The organism is Anaerocolumna jejuensis DSM 15929 (genome assembly GCF_900142215.1).
Taxonomy (GTDB): Bacteria; Bacillota; Clostridia; order Lachnospirales; family Lachnospiraceae; genus Anaerocolumna; species Anaerocolumna jejuensis.
Map to the genome: position 1 here is coordinate 238,570 of NZ_FRAC01000010.1, position 19,738 is coordinate 258,307.

Below are 19,738 nucleotides of genomic sequence, written 5' to 3' on the forward strand. Positions count from 1 at the left end.
GCTTCCTTTTTATTTCTTAGACTCTTTGCCGAATAACTTTATCAAATTATTTTTACCCAATATAGCTGTAATTATTAAGTTCCCGAATGTACTATTGTTAAGCAGGTAATCCTGATATACAATGTTACTGCTGCTTAAAATCCGGCAAGAGTTTGACATAATCCTGTCCAACCTGTATATAATGTAATACAAGCTTGCCTGGAGCGAGACAAGCAATACCAACACAGGAATGGGGTAAGACATGAAAAAAAAGCTGTGGCTGTTAGGCATATGTGTAACAGCCTTGATTATTATATTTGCAGTCAGTGTAATCAAGAAATCAGGAGATGGATTCCGGGATTCAGATGATAAACGGATTCAGATAGATGAGCCGGCAGGAAAGGGAGAGACCATGAAGGGCGAAGAGGCGGTAAGGCTTCTCTCCTATCTTGGAATTGACGGGGATAAGCTTACCGGCGGGAAGAAGGCGGCAGATAAACTCACCTATGGAAAGGCACGTTCCTATCTTGAACTTATTGCTAAGGCATTGGATTTAAAAGAGAAGGACATAACGGATAAGCTTTCCTTTTCCCTGCTTACGGAAGAAGAGGACAAAGGTATGCCTACGGCATTATTCCTGGATTTCTACAATGCCTTGGTAAATAGTCTGCCAAAGGATTCCCGGCCTGTTACCGAACAGGATTTGTACATATTGACAAGCAGAGAAGAAGAGGGAAAAGGCATTGCGGTTACTGACCAGGGGGATTTTTCCTATAAGGATACCAACAGCTATGAGGAATTTTACAAGGACGGCAAATTAGAGGCTAAGGAAAAAGCAGAACCCCATCCTTTTAAGGCAGATGCCTATACCGATACCAGTGTTACCGCCCTGGTTAAGGGAAAGGAAATTGTCTATATCAAGGAGGCTTCCGCCGGGGAAACACTTCTTTCAAATCTTTGGATCATACAGGGAAAGGGTTCCTCCGTGAAGGCCTTTATAAATGGCATAACCAAGGAATTTAAAACAGAGTACCCCTTGTCCCAGGCGATAGGAAAAACGGTCTGCGATATAACCGTGAAGGATAAAAAGATTATAAAGATTATCATGAAGCCTGATACTATCAGCGGGAAGGTGCTCTCTGCCGGGAAAAATACCATTGAGATACAGGGCTACGGAAAAGTGACCTTAGAGGATAATTACCGTATTTATAAGGTATATGACGAGCTTTCCATGGAAGTGACCAACAGTATTCTGGTGGGTTACAGCACCACGGATTTTGTGGTGGCAAAGGGTAAGATTGCGGCAGCTCTGATAAAAGCACCTATCAAGGCGGAAAATATAAGGGTGCTGATCAAGACGGATAATTACAGGGGCCTCTTTCACGATAAGGTGGTATTGACAGCCAATAAGGCTTTTACCGTAACGGCAGGTAAAAAAGTGAAGGAGCATAAGGCGGGAGATAAAGTCACCATAAATCCCAATAACAGCTTATTTAAGAAGGGCAGAATCCGGTTAGAAACCAAGGGAGGAAGCGGAAAGATAACTCTTCTTTCCGTAAATCGTTCAGGAGCAAATCCGAAATACCGGGGGGCAATAGAGGTTGCCAGGGAAGACGAAGGACTTACCATAGTCAATGAGCTGTCCTTGGAGGAATATCTCTATGCGGTAGTTCCAAGTGAAATGCCCACTTCTTATAACATGGAAGCTTTAAAAGCACAGGCTGTCTGTGCCAGAAGCTATGCCTACAACCAGCTGATGGCAAGCGGCTTAAGCGAATATGGAGCCCATGTGGATGACAGCGTCAGCTATCAGGTATATAATAATCTGCCGGAGAACGAGCAGTCGATTCTGGCAGTAAAAGACACCTACGGAAAAGTCTTAAAATATCAGGGTAAAGTAATAAATGCCTATTATTTCTCCACCTCCTGGGGCTATACTGCTTCCATAAATGACGTATGGGCGGGAGATGCATCAGCTCCTTATCTCGCAGGAAAAGCCCAGGCAGTGTATGACCTGGTGGACCAAAAGGCTGTTTATGCTTCTTCCTTTCATCCCGATACCGTTGATTATTCCACGGAAACAGCTTTCAGAAGCTTTTTTGATAAACCGGATTACAGCACCTATGACAGTGAATTCCCCTGGTACCGCTGGAGTGTGACCATGACAAAGAAGGAGCTTACCCAGGCAATCAATCAAAGCTTAGGAAGCCGTTATGCGGCAAACCCATCCTTTATTCTTACCTTAACAGGGGGAAGTGTTGAGAATAAGCCGGTTTTTGAGAGTAAGGCTATTAATTCCATCGGAGAGTTAAAGAATATAATAGTAGCCGCCAGGGAAAAGAGCGGCATTGTTTCAAAGCTGTACCTTATCGGCACGAAAGCAACCGTATCCGTGCAGAATGAATACAATATACGAAGCCTTTTAGCTCCCTTGTCCTCAGAAATTAAAAGAGCGGATGGCAGCCCTGTATCGGGATTGAAGCTGCTTCCCAGTGCCTATATCTATTTTAACAAGGGAGAAAATCGTATTACCGTCAAGGGCGGAGGCTATGGCCACGGAGTAGGAATGAGCCAGAACGGAGCGAAGGCAATGGCGGACTCCGGAAAAACCTTTGACATCATTCTAAAACACTACTACACCGATGTGGATATTGGATTTATCTATTAAGCTGCAGAAGGGAAGGAAGGCTATTTTTTCATAAGCTTATCAGAGGTACCCTCTTTCTTTGGGTGCTCCTGCATATAGATATGATCGGTGGCCTTCTTTTTCTCTTCCAATTCTTTTCGGTGCTGGAAGAGATACCGCATATAATAGACCAAATCACCGGAGGATAATACCACATTGATTTCGCCTCCGATAAAGAGGATATGCATGATAAAGTAAAACCACAGCATAAACAGTACAATAGCGGTAAGGCTTCCGTAGGTTCTGGAGTAGTTGCTCATATTGTCAATATAAAAGGAATACAGATAGGAAAAGCCCATCCAGCCTACGGCAGCAATCAGAGCGCCGGGAAATTCCCTGTATAATTTTGTGGTGCGGTTGGGAATGACCATGTAAACCATAAGGAAAAACGAGGTCAGGATTAAAAGACCCGCTATCGTGCGGATACTGATAATGACCAGGGCCAGATGTGAAAGCACGGGGAGCTTCATGATTATCCAGCTATAGAGCTGATTACCGAATACCAGTATAAAAAGACTGACAATCAGGATAATGGAAAATGCCAATGTATAAAAAGCGGAAATAATACGGAGCAGGAAGTTATTTCTGCTTTCTCTGATTCCATAAACGGCATTGAGACCCTTAACGATACCAAGAATTCCTTTGGAAGCTGCCCAAAGAGCGGAAACAGCAGCCGTTACGGAGATAATTGTACCGGAATTCCCGGTATATATTTCATTTACCACACCAATCACCATCTCATCGATGCTGTCAGGAAACAGCTGGTCAATAGCATGGATGAATACCTTCTGATCTATGGATAAATACTGTATCAAAGTCAAAAATAACATAAAGAAGGGAAAGAAAGAGATAATGACAAAAAAAGCAGCCTGAGCTGAGAAAGCGGCTATATTATCCTCCTTCACCTTCCGTCCGAAAGCACGTATTATTTTATAAATGGATATTATAATATTCATCAGTTACCTCGTGTTTAGCTGCCCAAAAGAAGGTGCTATCTATACATTTTATTATATGTCTATTCCGGAGGAAATAGTACGCTTTTTTAATAATGATACATATTATACCACTTTTTGGCGGGAAAGGAAAGTAGAGTAATCTATCGATACGTTACTATTCAGACTTCTTTGTAGTTAGTTCTTGGGAAACGGACGATGGTTTCTGGTTCCGTTCAGGCATTTTCTATTCACGGTTCCAATTCCACTAAAATGCCAGCTGTTATTCCTGGAAGGTTAAATTGCACCAAACTCGCTTCACAATTATTGGTTATATTAACACTGTGAGCTCAGACACTGGTGTAATTTAGCCTAGTCATAACGGCTGCCATTTAAGTGTCATAAGGAACCCTTCAATAGAAAATGCCTGAACGGAACCAGAAACCATCTGTGCTTTGGATTGAAATTTACGTGAATAGATGGGCAAGGCTGAACTGTACATGAATGCGTTTACTATTTGAAAATATATTAAAATTATCTAATTTAAGGTATTCTTTTTATCAAATAATCACTCTCCAAACTTTCCAATTAGATTTTTCCAAATTTATATTAAAAAATTATATTAAAAACTTATATAGTACCATTTTGCTTTCTTGCTTAATCATTCGTAGTTATTAACGCTAATGAAATAGTTAATGATGTTTAGAAAAAACAATATTAATCAATGAAAATGTAAAGTATGTATTGAATTTTATTATTCGGGATGCTATTGTGTAATAAGGGAGTGGTTTTTTGTGATACCTCCTTAGGTACCAAAGAGATTTTTTACTGGGAATTTACGGATAGCCAATAAGGACTGGATATTCAGGAATGAGATTACTATGAATTATTGAAAAGCAGAATTCATACACGTTGGCAGCATGGAGGTTATTATGGAGAACAGAAAAGTAAATATTACAAAGTACAATAAACCATTTATTGAGCAAAGGGCGGACCCGTTTATTTGCCGCAGCAGAGAAGGAACCTATTATTTTACAGGCTCTGTTCCTGAATATGATAGAATTGTTCTGCGCAGCTCCAATACGATAGAGGGATTAAAAGAGGCAAAGGAAGAGGTGCTGTGGAGAAGGCATGATAAGGGGCCGCAGGCTGTTCATATATGGGCGCCCGAATTGCATTATGTTATGGGAAAATGGCATATTTATTATGCGGCTGGGGAAGCGGAGAATATCTGGAAAATCCGGCCCTATGTTTTGGTCTGTGACAGCGAAGATCCTATGAAAGGGCCCTGGAGAGAGCTTGGCAGGATGCAGGCGGCAGAGGAGGATGAGTTTTCCTTTCAGGCATTTTCTCTGGATGCTACGGTATTTGAACACAGAGGGGAATGGTATTATGTATGGGCGGAGAAAACGGGGGTAGGCAAACAGATATCCAATTTGTATATTGCAAAAATGGCTTCTCCAAATCGTCTTGCTACCGTTCAGGTATTGCTTACGACGCCGGATTATCCATGGGAAAGGGTTGAATACTGGGTGAACGAGGGGCCTGCCGTTATTCGGAAGGACGGAAAGCTTTTTCTCACCTTTTCTGCCAGCGCCACCGGTGCCTGTTATTGCATGGGCATGCTGTACATTGATGAAGAAAGGGAAATACTGGACCCTAACAATTGGAGAAAGCTTTCTTATCCGGTTCTGCAGACGAATAGAGATAAGGGAATTTACGGACCGGGACATAATTCCTTTGTTAAAGGAGAGGACGGAAGTATGGACCTTTGTATCTATCATGCCAGGCAATATGAGGAAATAGAGGGGAATCCTTTATATGATCCCAACAGGCATACGATGATAATGCCTGTAAAATGGAATGAGAATGGTTTTCCATGCTTTGAATATGCGGCTGGCAGCAAATAGCAGGAGAACTATGTTTTGGAGTTTAGAAAAATGTAAACAAATACAATTACTTATAAAATATATGTGCAATATTTACAATGAAGTAACTTTGAATTTGAATAAAATGCATAAAATTGACTGCAAACATTAGAAAAAGCTAAAATAATATTGCAAATAGTAAATGATGGTGGTATAGTTGAATTGTTCTTAATTCTATAATAGTAAAAAGGGTTGATATTAAGGTTTTTAAGGAGGAGAAAAATGAGATTGAAAAAAGTAATTGCTATGGGACTGGCAATCATAATGACGGCTTCCATTGCCATGACAGGCTGTTCATCTAATGGGGACAAATCAGCAGGAGGCAAAGCAAAACTGACAGTTTTTGTCTACATGCAGGATCATGAAAAAGCAGTATATAAGAAGATGATTGACGAATTCAAAGAGGCCAATAAAGATACTGTTAAGGACGTGGATTTTCAGGTAACTACCCAGGATGAATATGCAACTACCCTGACCGGTATGATGGCTTCAGGAGATATGCCGGATGTCTTTTATGTAGGACCGGAATCTGTGGTCGATTACGTGAAAAATGGATATGTTGCTTCCCTGGATCAGATGTTAAAGGATAACAATATCTCAACAGATGATATGTATCAGAATGTTCTGAATGTTTATAAATATGACGGCACCACTACCGGAAGCGGAAGTCTGTATGCTCTTCCGAAGGACGGATCGACCTTTGCTTATGCTTACAATAAGGATTTGTTTGATGAAGCTGGGGTAGAGTATCCGAATCCTGACAAGCCCTATACATATGATGAATTTGTCAAGGTGTGTCAGGCACTGACAAAGGATAAGGACGGAGACGGAGAAACGGACCAATGGGGTGCGGGCTTTGCGGATGGCTTCATGCTCCATCAGTTTATCTGGTCCAATGGTGCAAGTTTCCTTAGCGATGATTACAAAACGGTGACCGTAAATACGCCGGAGTTCATAGATGCTGTACAGAAATATGTGGATCTGACATTAAAATATAAGGTAACACCTACGGTAGAGCAGGATTCCTCTTTGGGAGTATACCAGAGGTGGCTGGCAGGGCAGGAAGCATTTTATGCCTGCGGCACCTGGGATGTAGGAGCTTTTATGGATAAGGAAACCTTCCCTTATAACTGGGACCTTTGTGCATATCCTACTCTTTCAACAGGAGTATCTACAACGTGGAACGGAACGGTAGGATTCTGCATTTCCGATAAGAGCAAGAATAAAGAGGCAGCCTTGAAATTGATTTCCTACCTGACGACCAATCTTGAAGGACAAAAGGAATTATCAGGAGCAACAGGAGGAGAATCCATCCAGCTTCCCAATATTCAGAGCTATGCACAAAAAGATTTTATCAGCGCGGTAAAAGACGGTACAGTAAAATATCCTTCCAATATAAATGTTTTCTTCAATTACTTAAACGGAACAGATACTTATAAAGGTAAGATGATGGAAACAACCTATACACCAAATTCAGAGTGGTCGAGCTTGTTCTTTGAAGGCTTTCCCAATGTGAAAAACGGCAGTGTAAGCGTGGCGGATTATCTTGCTGAGGTTCAGCCAAAAATGCAGGAATCCTTAGACAAGGCATGGGCAAATGTAAAATAAGGTTCAGATAGCTTGCGCTTTATTAGGAATGGCTGGCTGCGGGCAGTCAGCCATTTCTTTAAATGGAGGTAAAGATGTTCGGAAGAAGAAAAGAAGCCAGAAAAAAAATGACGGCAGCCACTCTGAAGGAACAGAGGTATGGGAGACTTTTTATTGCACCACCTTTTATTGGATTCTTGATTTTTATGGCATTTCCGATTGGTTTTGCGTTTGTTGCCAGCCTGACGACCTGGACGGGGACCAACAATATGCTTGATAATTTTGTTGGATTTCAAAATTACATAGACCTGTTCCACGATGCGAAATTCTGGAAGTCCCTGCTTAATACGGTAATTTATATGCTGGGTATTCCCATAGGGATGGTGCTTTCTTTGATTTGTGCGGTAGGTATGAATCGTAAGATTCCTGGAATTAAAGTTCTGCGAACCATGTATTACGTACCGGTTGTTTCCTCTATGGTTGCGGTAGCTATTTTATGGGCTTGGGTCTTTAATTACGATTATGGCCTTTTGAATATCATAATTAAAGCAATTTCAGGTAAGCATGGTCCTAACTGGCTGGGGGATGAAGGCTGGGTCAAGGTGGCTATGATCATTTTCATGGTCTGGAAGGGATTAGGAACCTCCATTATACTTTATCTGTCCGGCCTTCAGTCCATTCCCGGCTCCTACTATGAAGCGGCAAAGATTGACGGAGGAAGCGGCTTCCAGCTGTTCCGGCATATCACCATACCCCTGGTATCTCCTGTTACCTTTTACCTTCTCATAATGGGGTTGATTGGCGGGTTCCAGGTGTTCGTCGAGGTTGTGGTAATGGTAAGCAAAGGCGGAACGAACTATAGTGCTGCAACGGTAGTTTATTATCTTTATGATAAAGCCTTTGAAGGAAGGCAGATGGGTTATGGCTCTGCGATTGCAATGCTGCTGTGCTTACTGATATTTATTGTGACGGCAATTAATTTCAATGGTCAGGAGAAATGGGTAAAGACCATTGATTAAGGAGGAAAAGATAAATGGCGAATAAAGATGATGTCGGTTCATCAATTACATCAAAAAAAAGCAGGATTATTAATGTCATTATTTTTGCTGTACTCCTGTTTGGAGCGGTTGCAATGGTATTTCCGTTGATTTATATGGTATTAAGCTCCTTCATGACAAAAAACCAAATACTTTCGGCAAATTTTTCTGTTATCCCAAAGCCCTGGAAGTTTGGCAAGTATGCTCAGGTGCTTCAAAAGGGCGCATTCTTTCGAGGCGTGAGAAACACAATGCTCATAGAGGCGCCGGTATTGCTGATTGGCGGATTTACTTCCTCTCTGGCTGCTTTTTCTTTCAGCAAGCTGCAGTTCAAGGGGAAAAATATTGCCTTTCTGGCACTGCTTTCTACCATGATGATTCCCTTTGCGGCAGTCATGATTCCCCAGTATGTAATGTTTACAAGAATGGGGTGGACCAATAGTCTGCTGCCGCTTATAATCCCCGGCCTTTTCGGAAATATAAGCATCATCTTTTTCCTGAGGCAGAATTTGACCAGTATCCCCACTTCTATTGCTGAGGCCGCAAAGATTGACGGATGCGGATATTTTAAAATGTACTACAGCATATTTTTGCCTTTGATGAAGGGTCCTTTAATGACCCAGCTGATTTTATGGTTTATGGGAATATGGAACGATTTCCTGGCACCCACAATATTTATCCAGAATGATGAGTGGTTCACACTGCAGGTAGTTATCCGTTCCTTTAATTCCTACTATGCAGTACAAAGCGATTACCCTCTTATTATGGCAGCTTCCGTAATATCCATCATCCCGACACTTCTGCTGTTTTTCTTTTTTCAGAGATATATTATTGAATCGTTAGCGGTTTCAGGCCTGAAGGAGTGAAAGAAAGCTAATGCCGGTAGTATACTATATCAATTTCAGGAAAACCTAAAGATACTATTGCATATTACTGCATTGTTATGTAATATATAGTAATATCTAAACCAATTTTGAAATTGTTAAAGGAGTTCTGCCAATGATACATATTAAAAATTTGGATGCCGGATTGAACATATTTAAAGCACTGGGCTCGGAATTAAGAATCAATATAGTGAAACTGCTCCTGGAAAATAAAGAAATGAATATGAAGGAATTGGCTTCCAGTCTGGGTATTACCAGCGGCGCCTTGACCAGTCATATAAAAATGCTGGAAGAAAGCGGAGTTGTCAATGTACTGATAGAGCACAGCGGACATGGCAATCAAAAGATATGCCGTGTGGATGCTGATAAGATATTAATTGAAATGGAGCTGGAAGATTCGGAGAAGGATCAGAATGTCTATAAGGTGGATGTACCCATAGGGCATTATTCTATTTATAATATTTACCCTACCTGCGGAATAGCCACCAGTAAGGCCCTTATCGGAGTAGAGGATGATTCGAGATATTTTGCTCATCCGGACAGGGTGAATGCGGAAATTTTATGGTTTACCAAAGGATATATTGAATATATCATACCAAACCTTCTGCCGGTTGGACAGAAGGTCGACCGTATAAACTTATCCATGGAACTTAGCAGCGAAGCACCGGGGATTAATAACGACTGGCCTTCGGATATCACTTTTCTGCTGAATGATGTTGAAATCGGAACATGGACAAGTCCTGGAGATTATGGAGATGTGAGGGGGATTTTTACACCTGACTGGTGGTTCCCTAACTGGAACCAGTATGGCCTGCTGAAAATGATTGAAATTAACAAAAAAGGGACCTTTATGGACGGGCTGAAAATATCCGAAATGGATATTAATCAGTTTGAATTCAATTACAGCAGCACTATACGGTTTAAACTGATGGTCAAAGAGGATGCTAAGAATGTAGGCGGACTGACCATATTTGGAAGCAGCTTCGGTAATTATAATCAGGATATTCAGGTCCGCATCAAGTACTCTCCTATGTAATGCTGCCTGCTGGCAGCAAAGGAGGACAGGTGAAGGAAAAGAGGAAAAGAGTATTATTTTTTATATTGGGGATAGGTGGAATCTGCAGTCTTACAGGGTGCGGCGAAAATAGTAAGCTCTCTCTGGCGAATCCGGTAGAGATAACTTTCAATGAAGTGTCGGTGCATGATCCGGCAATTGTAAAGGGCGAAGATGGCAAATATGATATCTTTGGCTCTCACTTGGCAGTGGCTGAAACAAAGAATCTCATTAACTGGGTTCAGGTAAATGCAGGTGTTAAGAACAACAATCCTGTCATTCCCAATGTATTTACGGAAATGAAGGAAGCCTTTGAATGGGCACAGACCTCCACCTTCTGGGCACCGGATGTAATTCGTTTGCAGGACGGAAAATACCATATGTATTATTGTAACTGCCAGGGAAGCAAGCCCTTGTCGGCTCTCGGAATGGCTGTTTCGGATAAGGTGGCGGGGCCGTATAAGAATGTGGGTATTCTTCTAAAATCAGGAATGGACAGCAAAGAGCCGGATGAGGACGGAAATTTATACCAGCCGGCAATAGACCCCAATACCGTAGATCCCAATGTTTTTTACGATAAGGATGGACGGTTGTGGATGGTTTACGGCTCCTACTCCGGTGGGATTTTTAGTAAGGAGATGGAAGCGGTAACAGGGCTGCCCTTAGAGAGCGGATATGGAAAGAAATTACTGGGCGGCAATCATCTGAGAATTGAAGCCCCTTATATTCTATATAATAAAGACACGGACTACTATTATCTGTTCTTATCCTTTGGAGGGCTGGATTCAGACGGCGGCTATAATATACGGGTAAGCCGTTCGAAAAACCCCGATGGTCCTTATAAGGATTCCATGGGACAGGATATGGTAGACTGCAAAGGACCTGACAACACCACCTTCAGCGATATTACAGCCATGAAATACGGAACCAAGCTTATGGGCAATTATAAATTTCTCTGGAAGGAAGGGGAAGAGGGCGAGGAACGAAAAGGATATCTGTCCCCTGGGCATAATTCCTGCCTGTACCAGGAGGAAACCGGAAAGTATTTTATAATATACCATACCCGCTTTGAAAACAGCGGAGAGCAGCATCAGGTAAGAGTCCATCAGATGTTCTACAATAAAGACGGCTGGCCGGTTATAACACCATACCGATATACGGGGGAAACAATCGGTGCCTATACCGAAAAAAGTGTTGCAGGAGAATATAAATTTATTAACCATGGCCGCAGTATTTCGGAAGAAATGCAGGAATCTGTTCTTATTAACTTAAAGAGTAACGGGAAGATAACCGGAGAAGCGACAGGAACCTGGGAGTTCTCGGGAGATAATACTATAACCCTTCAGATAGAAGACAAGACCTATGAAGGCGTAGTATGTATGCAGTATGATGATGACGGCAAGAAATACGTTATGACCTTTACCGCACTGTGCCAGGAAACAGGAGAAGCCGTGTGGGGAAGCGGTCTTAAGGCGTTTGGTAGCTTAAAATAAGCCGGCATTTCAGGAAGAGGGCAGTTGGCCATGAGTATTTTTTCATATGACAGTATCTTAATGCGTTTTTTAAATTTTGTTGCCGACATGGTGCTGCTGCATTTTTTATGGCTCCTGTGCAGCCTGCCGGTCATAACCATGGGTGCCTCTACCACTGCCCTTTACTACACCTGCATGAAGCGCATCCGTACCAAAGAAGGTTATATCACCAGAAATTTTTTTCATTCCTTCAAAATGAATCTAAAGCAATCGACTGTCATCTGGCTGATACTTTTAATAATCGGCTACCTGTTTTATCTTGATTTTCAGATTGCCTCATCCGTAGAAGGATATATGGGGAAAATCATGCTGGGCGGCTGCATTATTTTTTTGGTTCCCTGCCTGTTTATAGCATTATATATATTCCCCGTTCAGGCAAAATTTAAGAACTCAATTAAGAATAATTTTAAGAATGCATTTTTAATGTCCTACCGTCATTTTATTATGACAATGATTTTATTATTTATTGTAGGAAGTATTGTAATTCTTAGCTTTTTCTTTCCGCCTATGATTGGACTTCTGCTGATATGCGGCGGCGGTCTGACCGGCTTCCTGACTTCCACCATATTTATTCAGGTGTTCCGGCACTATATACCAAATGAGGCGGAAAAGGATCTGGAAATCTCAGGTGAAAAGTTTGAGCTGAACAGCTAAAATATGTAATACTGGAAAACTATTTAGAGAAGGTAAAATGCATACTGTTAACGCTTGAAGGAAGTTTATGGAAACGGACGATGACCAAGGAGGTTGTTTTGGTGTTTTGTTGCGCGAGAACCCTTATGACACTAAAGCGGCAGAAAACGTGACTGGCAGGCAAAGTAATGCCAAACTCGCTGTAACAAATAGGGCTGTGTTAGTTATCAAGCTCAAACAGTGGCATTGCTTTACCTAGTCACGTTTCCTGTCGCTTAAGTGTCATAAGGAACCTCTTGAGACAAAACACCAAAACAACCTCCTTGGTCATCTGTGTATATCCAAATTTAGTTTCATGTGTTTGCCGGATAAGTTCATCCTTACACATCTGTTCACTGAAATTTTAGGCAAAACACAGATGGTTTCTGGTTCTGTTCAGGCATTTTCTATTGAGGGGTTCCATATGACACTTAAATGGCAGCCGTTATGACTAGGTTAAATTACACCAGTGTTTGAGCGCACAGTATTAATATAACCAGTAAATGTGAAGCGAGTTTGGTGTAATTTAACCTTCCAGGAATAACGGTTGGCATTTTAGTGGAATTGGAACAGGAGCTAGCGGCTCCGAACGAGAAAATGCCTGAACGGAACCAGAAACAATCGTCCGTTTCCAAAGACTTAAAGTAAGAAATGTTGAATAATAACGTTTACCGCGGTAATATTTAGAATCGGCCTTGACAAGAAAAATAATTGTGCTAAAATGTTTATACATATACGCAAAGGCTATGAAGGTGACAGGATAGCAGGAAAATAATGATATTTGCCTGTCCTGACCAGATAGTTATTTTCTTTCAGAGAGAGGAAGTCACCGGCTGAAAGCTTCCTTAAGTTCAGATAATTATTGATATTCACACCGGAGCCGCGTCCTTGAACATTAGTAGGGGATGACGTTTTATGCACGTTACGCATCGCTTAAGAGCCGTGAAGTAAATTACAGATACTGCATTACTTCGTAATTTTACAACGGAATTAGGGTGGTACCGCGGAAGGTTCCTATTTTAAGTGAAGCTTAAAATTAAGATATAACTCCGTCCCTTGTGGGACGGAGTTTTTTTGCGTCCGTGTAAAGAAAAGGAAGCAGGAAAGGAGACAGATATGCAGGAGAAATTAAAGGCAATCGTAAATGATGCACTGGAGAAAATGAAGTCGGCAGAGCAGCTTGACAGCCTGAATGATATCAAGGTAGCTTACCTTGGCAAAAAGGGAGAGCTGACAGAAATTTTAAAGTCCATGAAGGAGGTAGCTCCCGAAGACAGACCTAAGGTTGGTCAGATGGTCAATGATGCAAGAACGGTAATAGAAGAAAAATTAGAGGAAGCAATGCAGGGCTTTGTAAAGAAATTAAAGGAAGAGCAGATAAAGAGAGAGACCATAGACGTTACTCTTCCTGCCAAAAGACCCCTTATGGGACACCGCCATCCAAATAGCATTGCGCTGGAAGAGGTGGAGAGAATCTTTGTTGGTATGGGCTATGAGGTAGTGGAAGGGCCGGAAGTAGAGTATGATTACTATAACTTTGAAGCCTTAAATATTCCTGCCAACCACCCGGCCAAGGATGAACAGGATACCTTCTATGTAAACAGCAATATCCTTCTCAGAACCCAGACCTCCCCCGTACAGGTAAGAATGATGGAAGAGGGAAAGCTTCCCATCCGTATGATTGCGCCGGGAAGAGTATTCCGCTCCGATGAGGTGGATGCGACCCATTCACCCTGCTTTAACCAGATAGAGGGTCTTGTAATAGATAAGAATATTACCTTTGCAGATTTGAAGGGAACCCTTGCTGAATTTGCAAAACAGCTCTTTGGAGAAGGAACAAAGGTAAAATTCAGGCCCCATCATTTCCCTTTTACAGAGCCCAGTGCGGAGGTGGATGTTACCTGCTTTAAATGCGGCGGTAAGGGCTGCCGTTTCTGCAAAGGCAGCGGCTGGATTGAAATCTTAGGCTGTGGCATGGTTCATCCGAATGTTCTCAGAATGAGCGGAATTGATCCCAATGAATACACAGGCTTTGCCTTTGGTGTGGGGCTAGAGCGTATTACACTTTTAAAATATGAGATAGATGACATGAGACTCTTGTATGAAAATGATATCCGTTTCTTAAAGCAGTTTTAAGAAAAAGACAGCAGAGGAAGCATTAGTCCTGTAAATAATAAAATTTGATTAATAGGAGGAAATTAGAGTGAATACGCCATTGTCATGGATTAAAGCATATGTCCCTGAGCTTGATGTCATGCCCCAGGAATATACCGATAGAATGACCTTAACCGGTACCAAGGTAGAGGGCTATGAAGAGCTTGATAAGGACCTGGAAAAAATTGTAGTGGGAAAAATAGTAAAAATAGAAAAACATCCCGATGCGGATAAATTAATCATATGCCAGGTACAGATTACGGAAGAAGGAGAAATGGTACAGATCGTAACAGGTGCTCCTAATGTATCCGAAGGTGATATTGTTCCTGTCGTACTGGACGGCGGAAGGGTTGCCGGAGGACATGACGGAAATAAAACTCCCGGAGGCATTAAGATTAAGAAAGGAAAGCTAAGGGGAGTGGAGTCCTGCGGAATGATGTGCTCTATCGAAGAATTGGGCTCCAGTAAGGAAATGTACCCTGATGCTCCCGATAACGGCATCTATATTTTCAGCAGCAGCGAAGCTTACAAGGACATCAGGATCGGTTCTTCTGCCATAGAAGCCCTGGGTCTTAGGGATGTGGTATTTGAATATGAAATAACCTCCAACCGTGTGGACTGCTTTGGTGTTTTAGGAATTGCAAGAGAAGCAGCCGCTACCTTTCATAAGGAATTTGTACCACCTGTGATTGCTGCAGCCGGTAACAGTGAGAAGACTTCCGATTATATCAAGGCAGCAATAGAAGACAGTGACCTTTGCTCCAGATACGTGGCAAGAGTAGTAAAAAATATCAGGATTGCTCCCTCGCCCCAGTGGATGCAAAGAAGGCTTGCCGCCTGCGGTATCCGCCCTATCAATAATATTGTGGATATAACCAACTATGTTATGGAAGAATATGCTCAGCCCATGCATGCCTATGATTTGGGGCAGATTGCAGGCAGGGAGATTATAGTCCGCAGAGGAAAGGACGGAGAAGAATTTACAACCCTGGACGGACAGGTAAGAAAGATTGACTCCTCCATTCTTATGATCTGCGACGGTGAAAAGCCTGTTGGAATTGCCGGTATTATGGGCGGTGAAAATTCCAAGATTACCGATGAGGCAGCAACACTTCTCCTTGAAGCAGCCTGCTTTAACGGCACCAATATCCGTTTATCCGGCAAAAAGCTTGGACTTCGTACCGATGCGGCAGCCAAGTTCGAGAAGGGTCTGGACCCAAATACGGCTATGGAAGCCATTAACAGGGCCTGCCAGCTCATAGAAGAGCTGGGAGCCGGTGAAGTGGTAGGAGGAGCCGTAGACGTTTATCCCGTGACCAGGAAGGAAACCAGGGTGCCCTTTGATTATAACAGGACCAATAAGGTGCTTGGAACGGACATTTCAAAGGAAACCATGTTATCCTATTTCCGGAAGATTGATCTGGGTTATGATGAAACCAGCAATGAAGTCATTGTTCCAAGCTGGAGGCAGGACGTAAATTTACAGGCAGACCTGGATGAGGAGGTTGCCAGATTTTTTGGCTATGACAATATCCCCACAACCCTTCCCAACGGTGAAGCGACCACAGGAAAGCTTCCCTTTAAGCTTCGGATTGAAAATGTGGCAAGAAATGTGGCAGAGCAGTGCGGCTTCTCAGAGGCTATGAGCTATTCCTTTGAAAGCCCCAAGGTATTTGATAAGCTGCTGCTTTCCAAAGAGGATGAAAAACGCCAGGCAATCGTTATTGCCAATCCTCTCGGTGAGGACTACAGTATTATGAGAACCCTGCCTTTAAATGGTATGCTTCTTTCCCTTTCTACGAATTTTAACCGCAGAAACAGGAATGTACGCCTTTATGAGCTCTGCAACACCTATCTGCCAAAGGCATTGCCTTTAACAGAGCTTCCCGATGAAAGGGTGCAGCTTGTGTTAGGCTTTTACGGAGACGGAGATTTCTTTGAACTGAAGGGAGTACTGGAAGAAATTCTTGCAAAGGCAGGCTTAAAGGACAGGGTCACCTATGACCCGAATAATTTAAAGCCTTACCTGCATCCCGGCAGGCAGGCGGAAATGGTTTACGGCGGAAAGATCATCGGCCATCTCGGTGAGGTTCACCCGGATGTATTGGAAGGCTATGATATCGGAGAAAAGGCCTATGTAGGAGTTCTTGATATGCCGGAAATCGTAGCCCGTGCTTCCTTTGATACCAAGTATGAAGGTATTGCAAAATATCCTGCGGTGACCAGAGACTTAAGCATGCTGGTCAGCAAGGAAATCCTGGCAGGAGAAGTAGAGGCTGTCATCAGAAAGAGCAGCGGAAATATCTTAGAGAACTGCGAGCTTTTCGACATCTATGAAGGAGCCCAGATCAGAGAAGGACATAAGTCCATGGCATACTCCATTACCTTCCGGGCAAAGGACAGAACCCTGGAAGAAAAGGATATTACGGAAGTAATGAATAAAATACTAAAGAATTTAAGCAATATGGGAATAGAATTAAGACAATAGGAATTCCTTTTTAAGGGGCTGTTGTACCTTGCAGTGAGAGGAGGAAATATTATCCTCCTCCCTGTAATACGACAGCCCTGTTTTTGGGCATTACAGCTAATATTTTTCTGACATTGTTTTGACAAAATAAGCCATTATGATGTACAATAAAAGCAGTCAGTTTATAACAAGAACAGGAGGATTAGATATGAAAAATGGGATGAGAAAAGTACTGGCAGTATTTTTAATGACCGCACTGCTATTGCCATTACTTACCTCGGTGGGTTCCATAACGGTAAAGGCAGCAGCTGCGCCGACTTTGTCTACCAAGCAGAGATCTCTGGTAGGAATTGGTTCCGGCTTTACCTTAACTGTTAAGAATCTGAATAATTCAACAGTGAAAACAAAAAAATGGTATTCGTCCAATAGCAAGATTGCTACTGTGAATTCAGCAGGCTATGTAACAGCAGCAGCTAAGGGAACAACCAAAATAAACCTTAAGATAACCTATAAGAACAAAAAGACCACAACCTTAACGTGCAGTGTTACGGTTAAGATACCTGCAACGAAGATTGAGATTAATAACGCAACGGATACCTCTGACAATAACTTCAGGCATTTATTGCAGGTTGGTGAAAAATTTGACTTTAATGTGGACCTGACACCGGCCAACACCAGTGATATAGTTACCTTCAGCATTAACCGTCCGGAGATTGCAACAGTGGACGAGAATGGAGTTGTAACCGGTCTGAAGCCCGGCTTTGCTATTTTGACCGCTAAAGCATCCCGTACGGCAGCAGGAGCAGCTGCCAGTTCTGTTTATGACAATATCAATATAGAGGTGGCAGCAAAGTCAGCCAGAGTAAAGACTGCGGTAGTAACAGACAGTACTACGCTTACGATTACCTTTGACGGTCCTGTTGATGCTGCTACGGTATTTGACAAGGATAAAAAGCTTCTCAATGTAGTGGAGATAACACCTAAGGCTGATAGCAGCGGCAATATTGCAAGTGCTGTGGGAACCCTTAAAGGAACCTTATCCTCAGATGCTACGGTCTTAACGGTAAATACAACGAAGGTATTTAATGGAATTTATAATATCCATGTATCTTCCGCAATTACCTCCACAACCGGAATAGCAGTTCAGAACTATTATACCGATATCAATTATAAAGACTCAGGAGCACCTTATTATACCGGATTTACCGTAGATGATTCGGGCTTAAAGGCTTCCATTAACTTCTCAGAAGCAATGGATTTCTCCGGTTTAAATATTGTGGATGTCAGACTGAATACGACCTCAACGTCAACCCAGGCACTTCCTGCAACTCTTGCTCTTTTAAGAGGAAAAGCCAACTACAAGCCAAGTACGGACTATAAGTCACTTATTATTGATTTGTCCACCATCTCTGACTATGATAAGAACAAGCAGTTTACCGTAGTTATGTCGGGTGTCAAGGATATGTCAGGCAATTATCCTACAAGCTACAATGTTTCTGTCACAGTAGGAACAGACACTTCCTATAAACCTCAGGCATCTTTGGTAAATCTTCAGAGAACAGGCTACAATACTTTAACAGCTACCTTCAGCAGGAATATCCGTATGCCTGGAACAGTAATTCTAAGCAATGGAGAAACCATTACCAACGGTTCAGTGGATGCAAAGGATCCGACGAAGGTTAACTATACCATGTCCTCTAATGCAGCACTTCTCAGCGGCATACAGAAGGTTAGTATCGGTATGTGGGATGCTTATAATGTAAATCCTTCCGATACCAGCGCACGCAACTTAATAAGCTATAGTGTAGATTTTGCGATTTCCAGTGCAAGACCAAGCATCAATAAATCTGAGCTTAGGATGGAAACCAATAATGGTGTGGATACTTACCTGTTGTACCTGACCTATAACAAGGATGTAAGCCTTGTATCCCAGGCCGGAAATCTTGTTGCAACAAGGATTTTTACTTCCAATAATGATACTATCAGCAACAGAAATATTGGCTACACGGCATCCGCCCAGGGCAATCTTGTAACGGTTATTCTGAATTCCGCTCAGTTTAGTGAAGCAGGACAGTATACCATAACAATACCTGCTGCTTTTGTTAAGGATGAGTATTATAATACCAATGCAGATGAGAGTGTGCAGATAGCTAAGACTGCTACTGCTTCTTCCGTTCTTGCACCGCCGAAGGCAGTTTCACAGTCACCGGTTAATCCAAGTATTATGTATGTAACCTTTGCTGATAAGGTAGATATGGCATCGGCACAGAATGTAAGCAATTATTATATACCGGGTGTTTCGGTTATAAAGGCGGAAGTATCGGACAACAGCAATGCAGGAGCTACGATTACCTTAACTCTGGCACAGGGAAGTATTTCTTATTCTACGATTTACCCGATAACCATTCGAAATATTTTAGGTTATAATAATACTTATACTGCTATGAAGGAATACAATAATACGATATACCTGATGGAGAATGCAGGACCTAATTTCACAGGAATATCCTATAGCTATCCCTACACGATTACGTTGACCTTCAGTGAAAATATTAAGGGCAATCCAAGCTTTCAGGCAATTCAGAGCGGTACCAATACTTCAAACATGGTTTACAGCTGCTCCATAACAGATAACAAGGTTATTATTCTCTTAAATGCAACGCCGATTAAGGGAGTACCAATTATACTAACTACCACAACAAATAATTCCATTACGGACGGCTCAGGCAATGCATCCAACGTGCCGAATACCTTGTCAGTAACACCTAATTATTAAACAGGAGTCAGGGACTGAAATTCATTTCTGACAAAAATAATATAATTACA

Annotated in this window: 13 protein-coding genes; 12 read left to right on the forward strand and 1 reads right to left on the reverse strand. The window is 42.2% G+C overall.

Annotated features, from left to right (window positions below):
* The first annotated feature begins 241 nt into the window (after positions 1–241).
* Positions 242–2,647, forward strand: a complete 2,406-nt coding sequence (locus BUB77_RS10655) for a SpoIID/LytB domain-containing protein (RefSeq protein ID WP_073275619.1) — start codon at positions 242–244, stop codon at positions 2,645–2,647.
* Positions 2,648–2,667: 20 nt separating this feature from the next.
* Here BUB77_RS10655 and BUB77_RS10660 read toward each other — a convergent pair whose 3' ends face one another.
* Positions 2,668–3,621: a YihY/virulence factor BrkB family protein gene (locus BUB77_RS10660; protein ID WP_073275621.1), complete on the reverse strand. Its 954-nt coding sequence runs from the start codon at positions 3,619–3,621 to the stop codon at positions 2,668–2,670.
* A gap of 908 nt (positions 3,622–4,529) precedes the next feature.
* Between BUB77_RS10660 and BUB77_RS10665 the strand changes: the two genes are divergently transcribed.
* From BUB77_RS10665 to BUB77_RS10710, 11 genes are all read left to right on the forward strand, one after another.
* On the forward strand, positions 4,530–5,507 hold the full coding sequence (locus tag BUB77_RS10665; RefSeq protein ID WP_073275623.1) for a glycoside hydrolase family 43 protein: 978 nt from the start codon (positions 4,530–4,532) through the stop codon (positions 5,505–5,507).
* A gap of 240 nt (positions 5,508–5,747) precedes the next feature.
* On the forward strand, positions 5,748–7,133 hold the full coding sequence (locus BUB77_RS10670) for an ABC transporter substrate-binding protein (protein ID WP_073275625.1): 1,386 nt from the start codon (positions 5,748–5,750) through the stop codon (positions 7,131–7,133).
* Between the two features lie 74 nt (positions 7,134–7,207).
* Positions 7,208–8,131, forward strand: coding sequence for a carbohydrate ABC transporter permease (locus tag BUB77_RS10675; RefSeq protein ID WP_084124102.1), 924 nt, complete (start codon positions 7,208–7,210; stop codon positions 8,129–8,131).
* Positions 8,132–8,145: 14 nt separating this feature from the next.
* Positions 8,146–9,015: a carbohydrate ABC transporter permease gene (locus BUB77_RS10680; RefSeq protein ID WP_073275627.1), complete on the forward strand. Its 870-nt coding sequence runs from the start codon at positions 8,146–8,148 to the stop codon at positions 9,013–9,015.
* Between the two features lie 133 nt (positions 9,016–9,148).
* Positions 9,149–10,069 (forward strand): ArsR/SmtB family transcription factor, encoded by a 921-nt coding sequence (locus BUB77_RS10685; RefSeq protein ID WP_073275629.1) that lies wholly within the window; start codon positions 9,149–9,151, stop codon positions 10,067–10,069.
* Between the two features lie 29 nt (positions 10,070–10,098).
* Positions 10,099–11,580: a glycoside hydrolase family 43 protein gene (locus BUB77_RS10690; RefSeq protein ID WP_242962460.1), complete on the forward strand. Its 1,482-nt coding sequence runs from the start codon at positions 10,099–10,101 to the stop codon at positions 11,578–11,580.
* Positions 11,581–11,610: 30 nt separating this feature from the next.
* Positions 11,611–12,273: a YesL family protein gene (locus BUB77_RS10695; protein WP_073275633.1), complete on the forward strand. Its 663-nt coding sequence runs from the start codon at positions 11,611–11,613 to the stop codon at positions 12,271–12,273.
* Positions 12,274–12,340: 67 nt separating this feature from the next.
* Entirely contained in the window at positions 12,341–12,511 is a 171-nt protein-coding gene (locus tag BUB77_RS29870; protein ID WP_170866630.1) for a hypothetical protein, read from the forward strand.
* 896 nt (positions 12,512–13,407) lie between these two features.
* A complete protein-coding gene (gene pheS, locus BUB77_RS10700; protein ID WP_073275817.1) occupies positions 13,408–14,427 on the forward strand; it encodes a phenylalanine--tRNA ligase subunit alpha in 1,020 nt (339 codons plus the stop codon).
* A gap of 67 nt (positions 14,428–14,494) precedes the next feature.
* Positions 14,495–16,933: a phenylalanine--tRNA ligase subunit beta gene (pheT, locus tag BUB77_RS10705; RefSeq protein ID WP_073275635.1), complete on the forward strand. Its 2,439-nt coding sequence runs from the start codon at positions 14,495–14,497 to the stop codon at positions 16,931–16,933.
* Between the two features lie 187 nt (positions 16,934–17,120).
* Positions 17,121–19,688: an Ig-like domain-containing protein gene (locus BUB77_RS10710; protein ID WP_073275637.1), complete on the forward strand. Its 2,568-nt coding sequence runs from the start codon at positions 17,121–17,123 to the stop codon at positions 19,686–19,688.
* Positions 19,689–19,738: the final 50 nt, after the last annotated feature.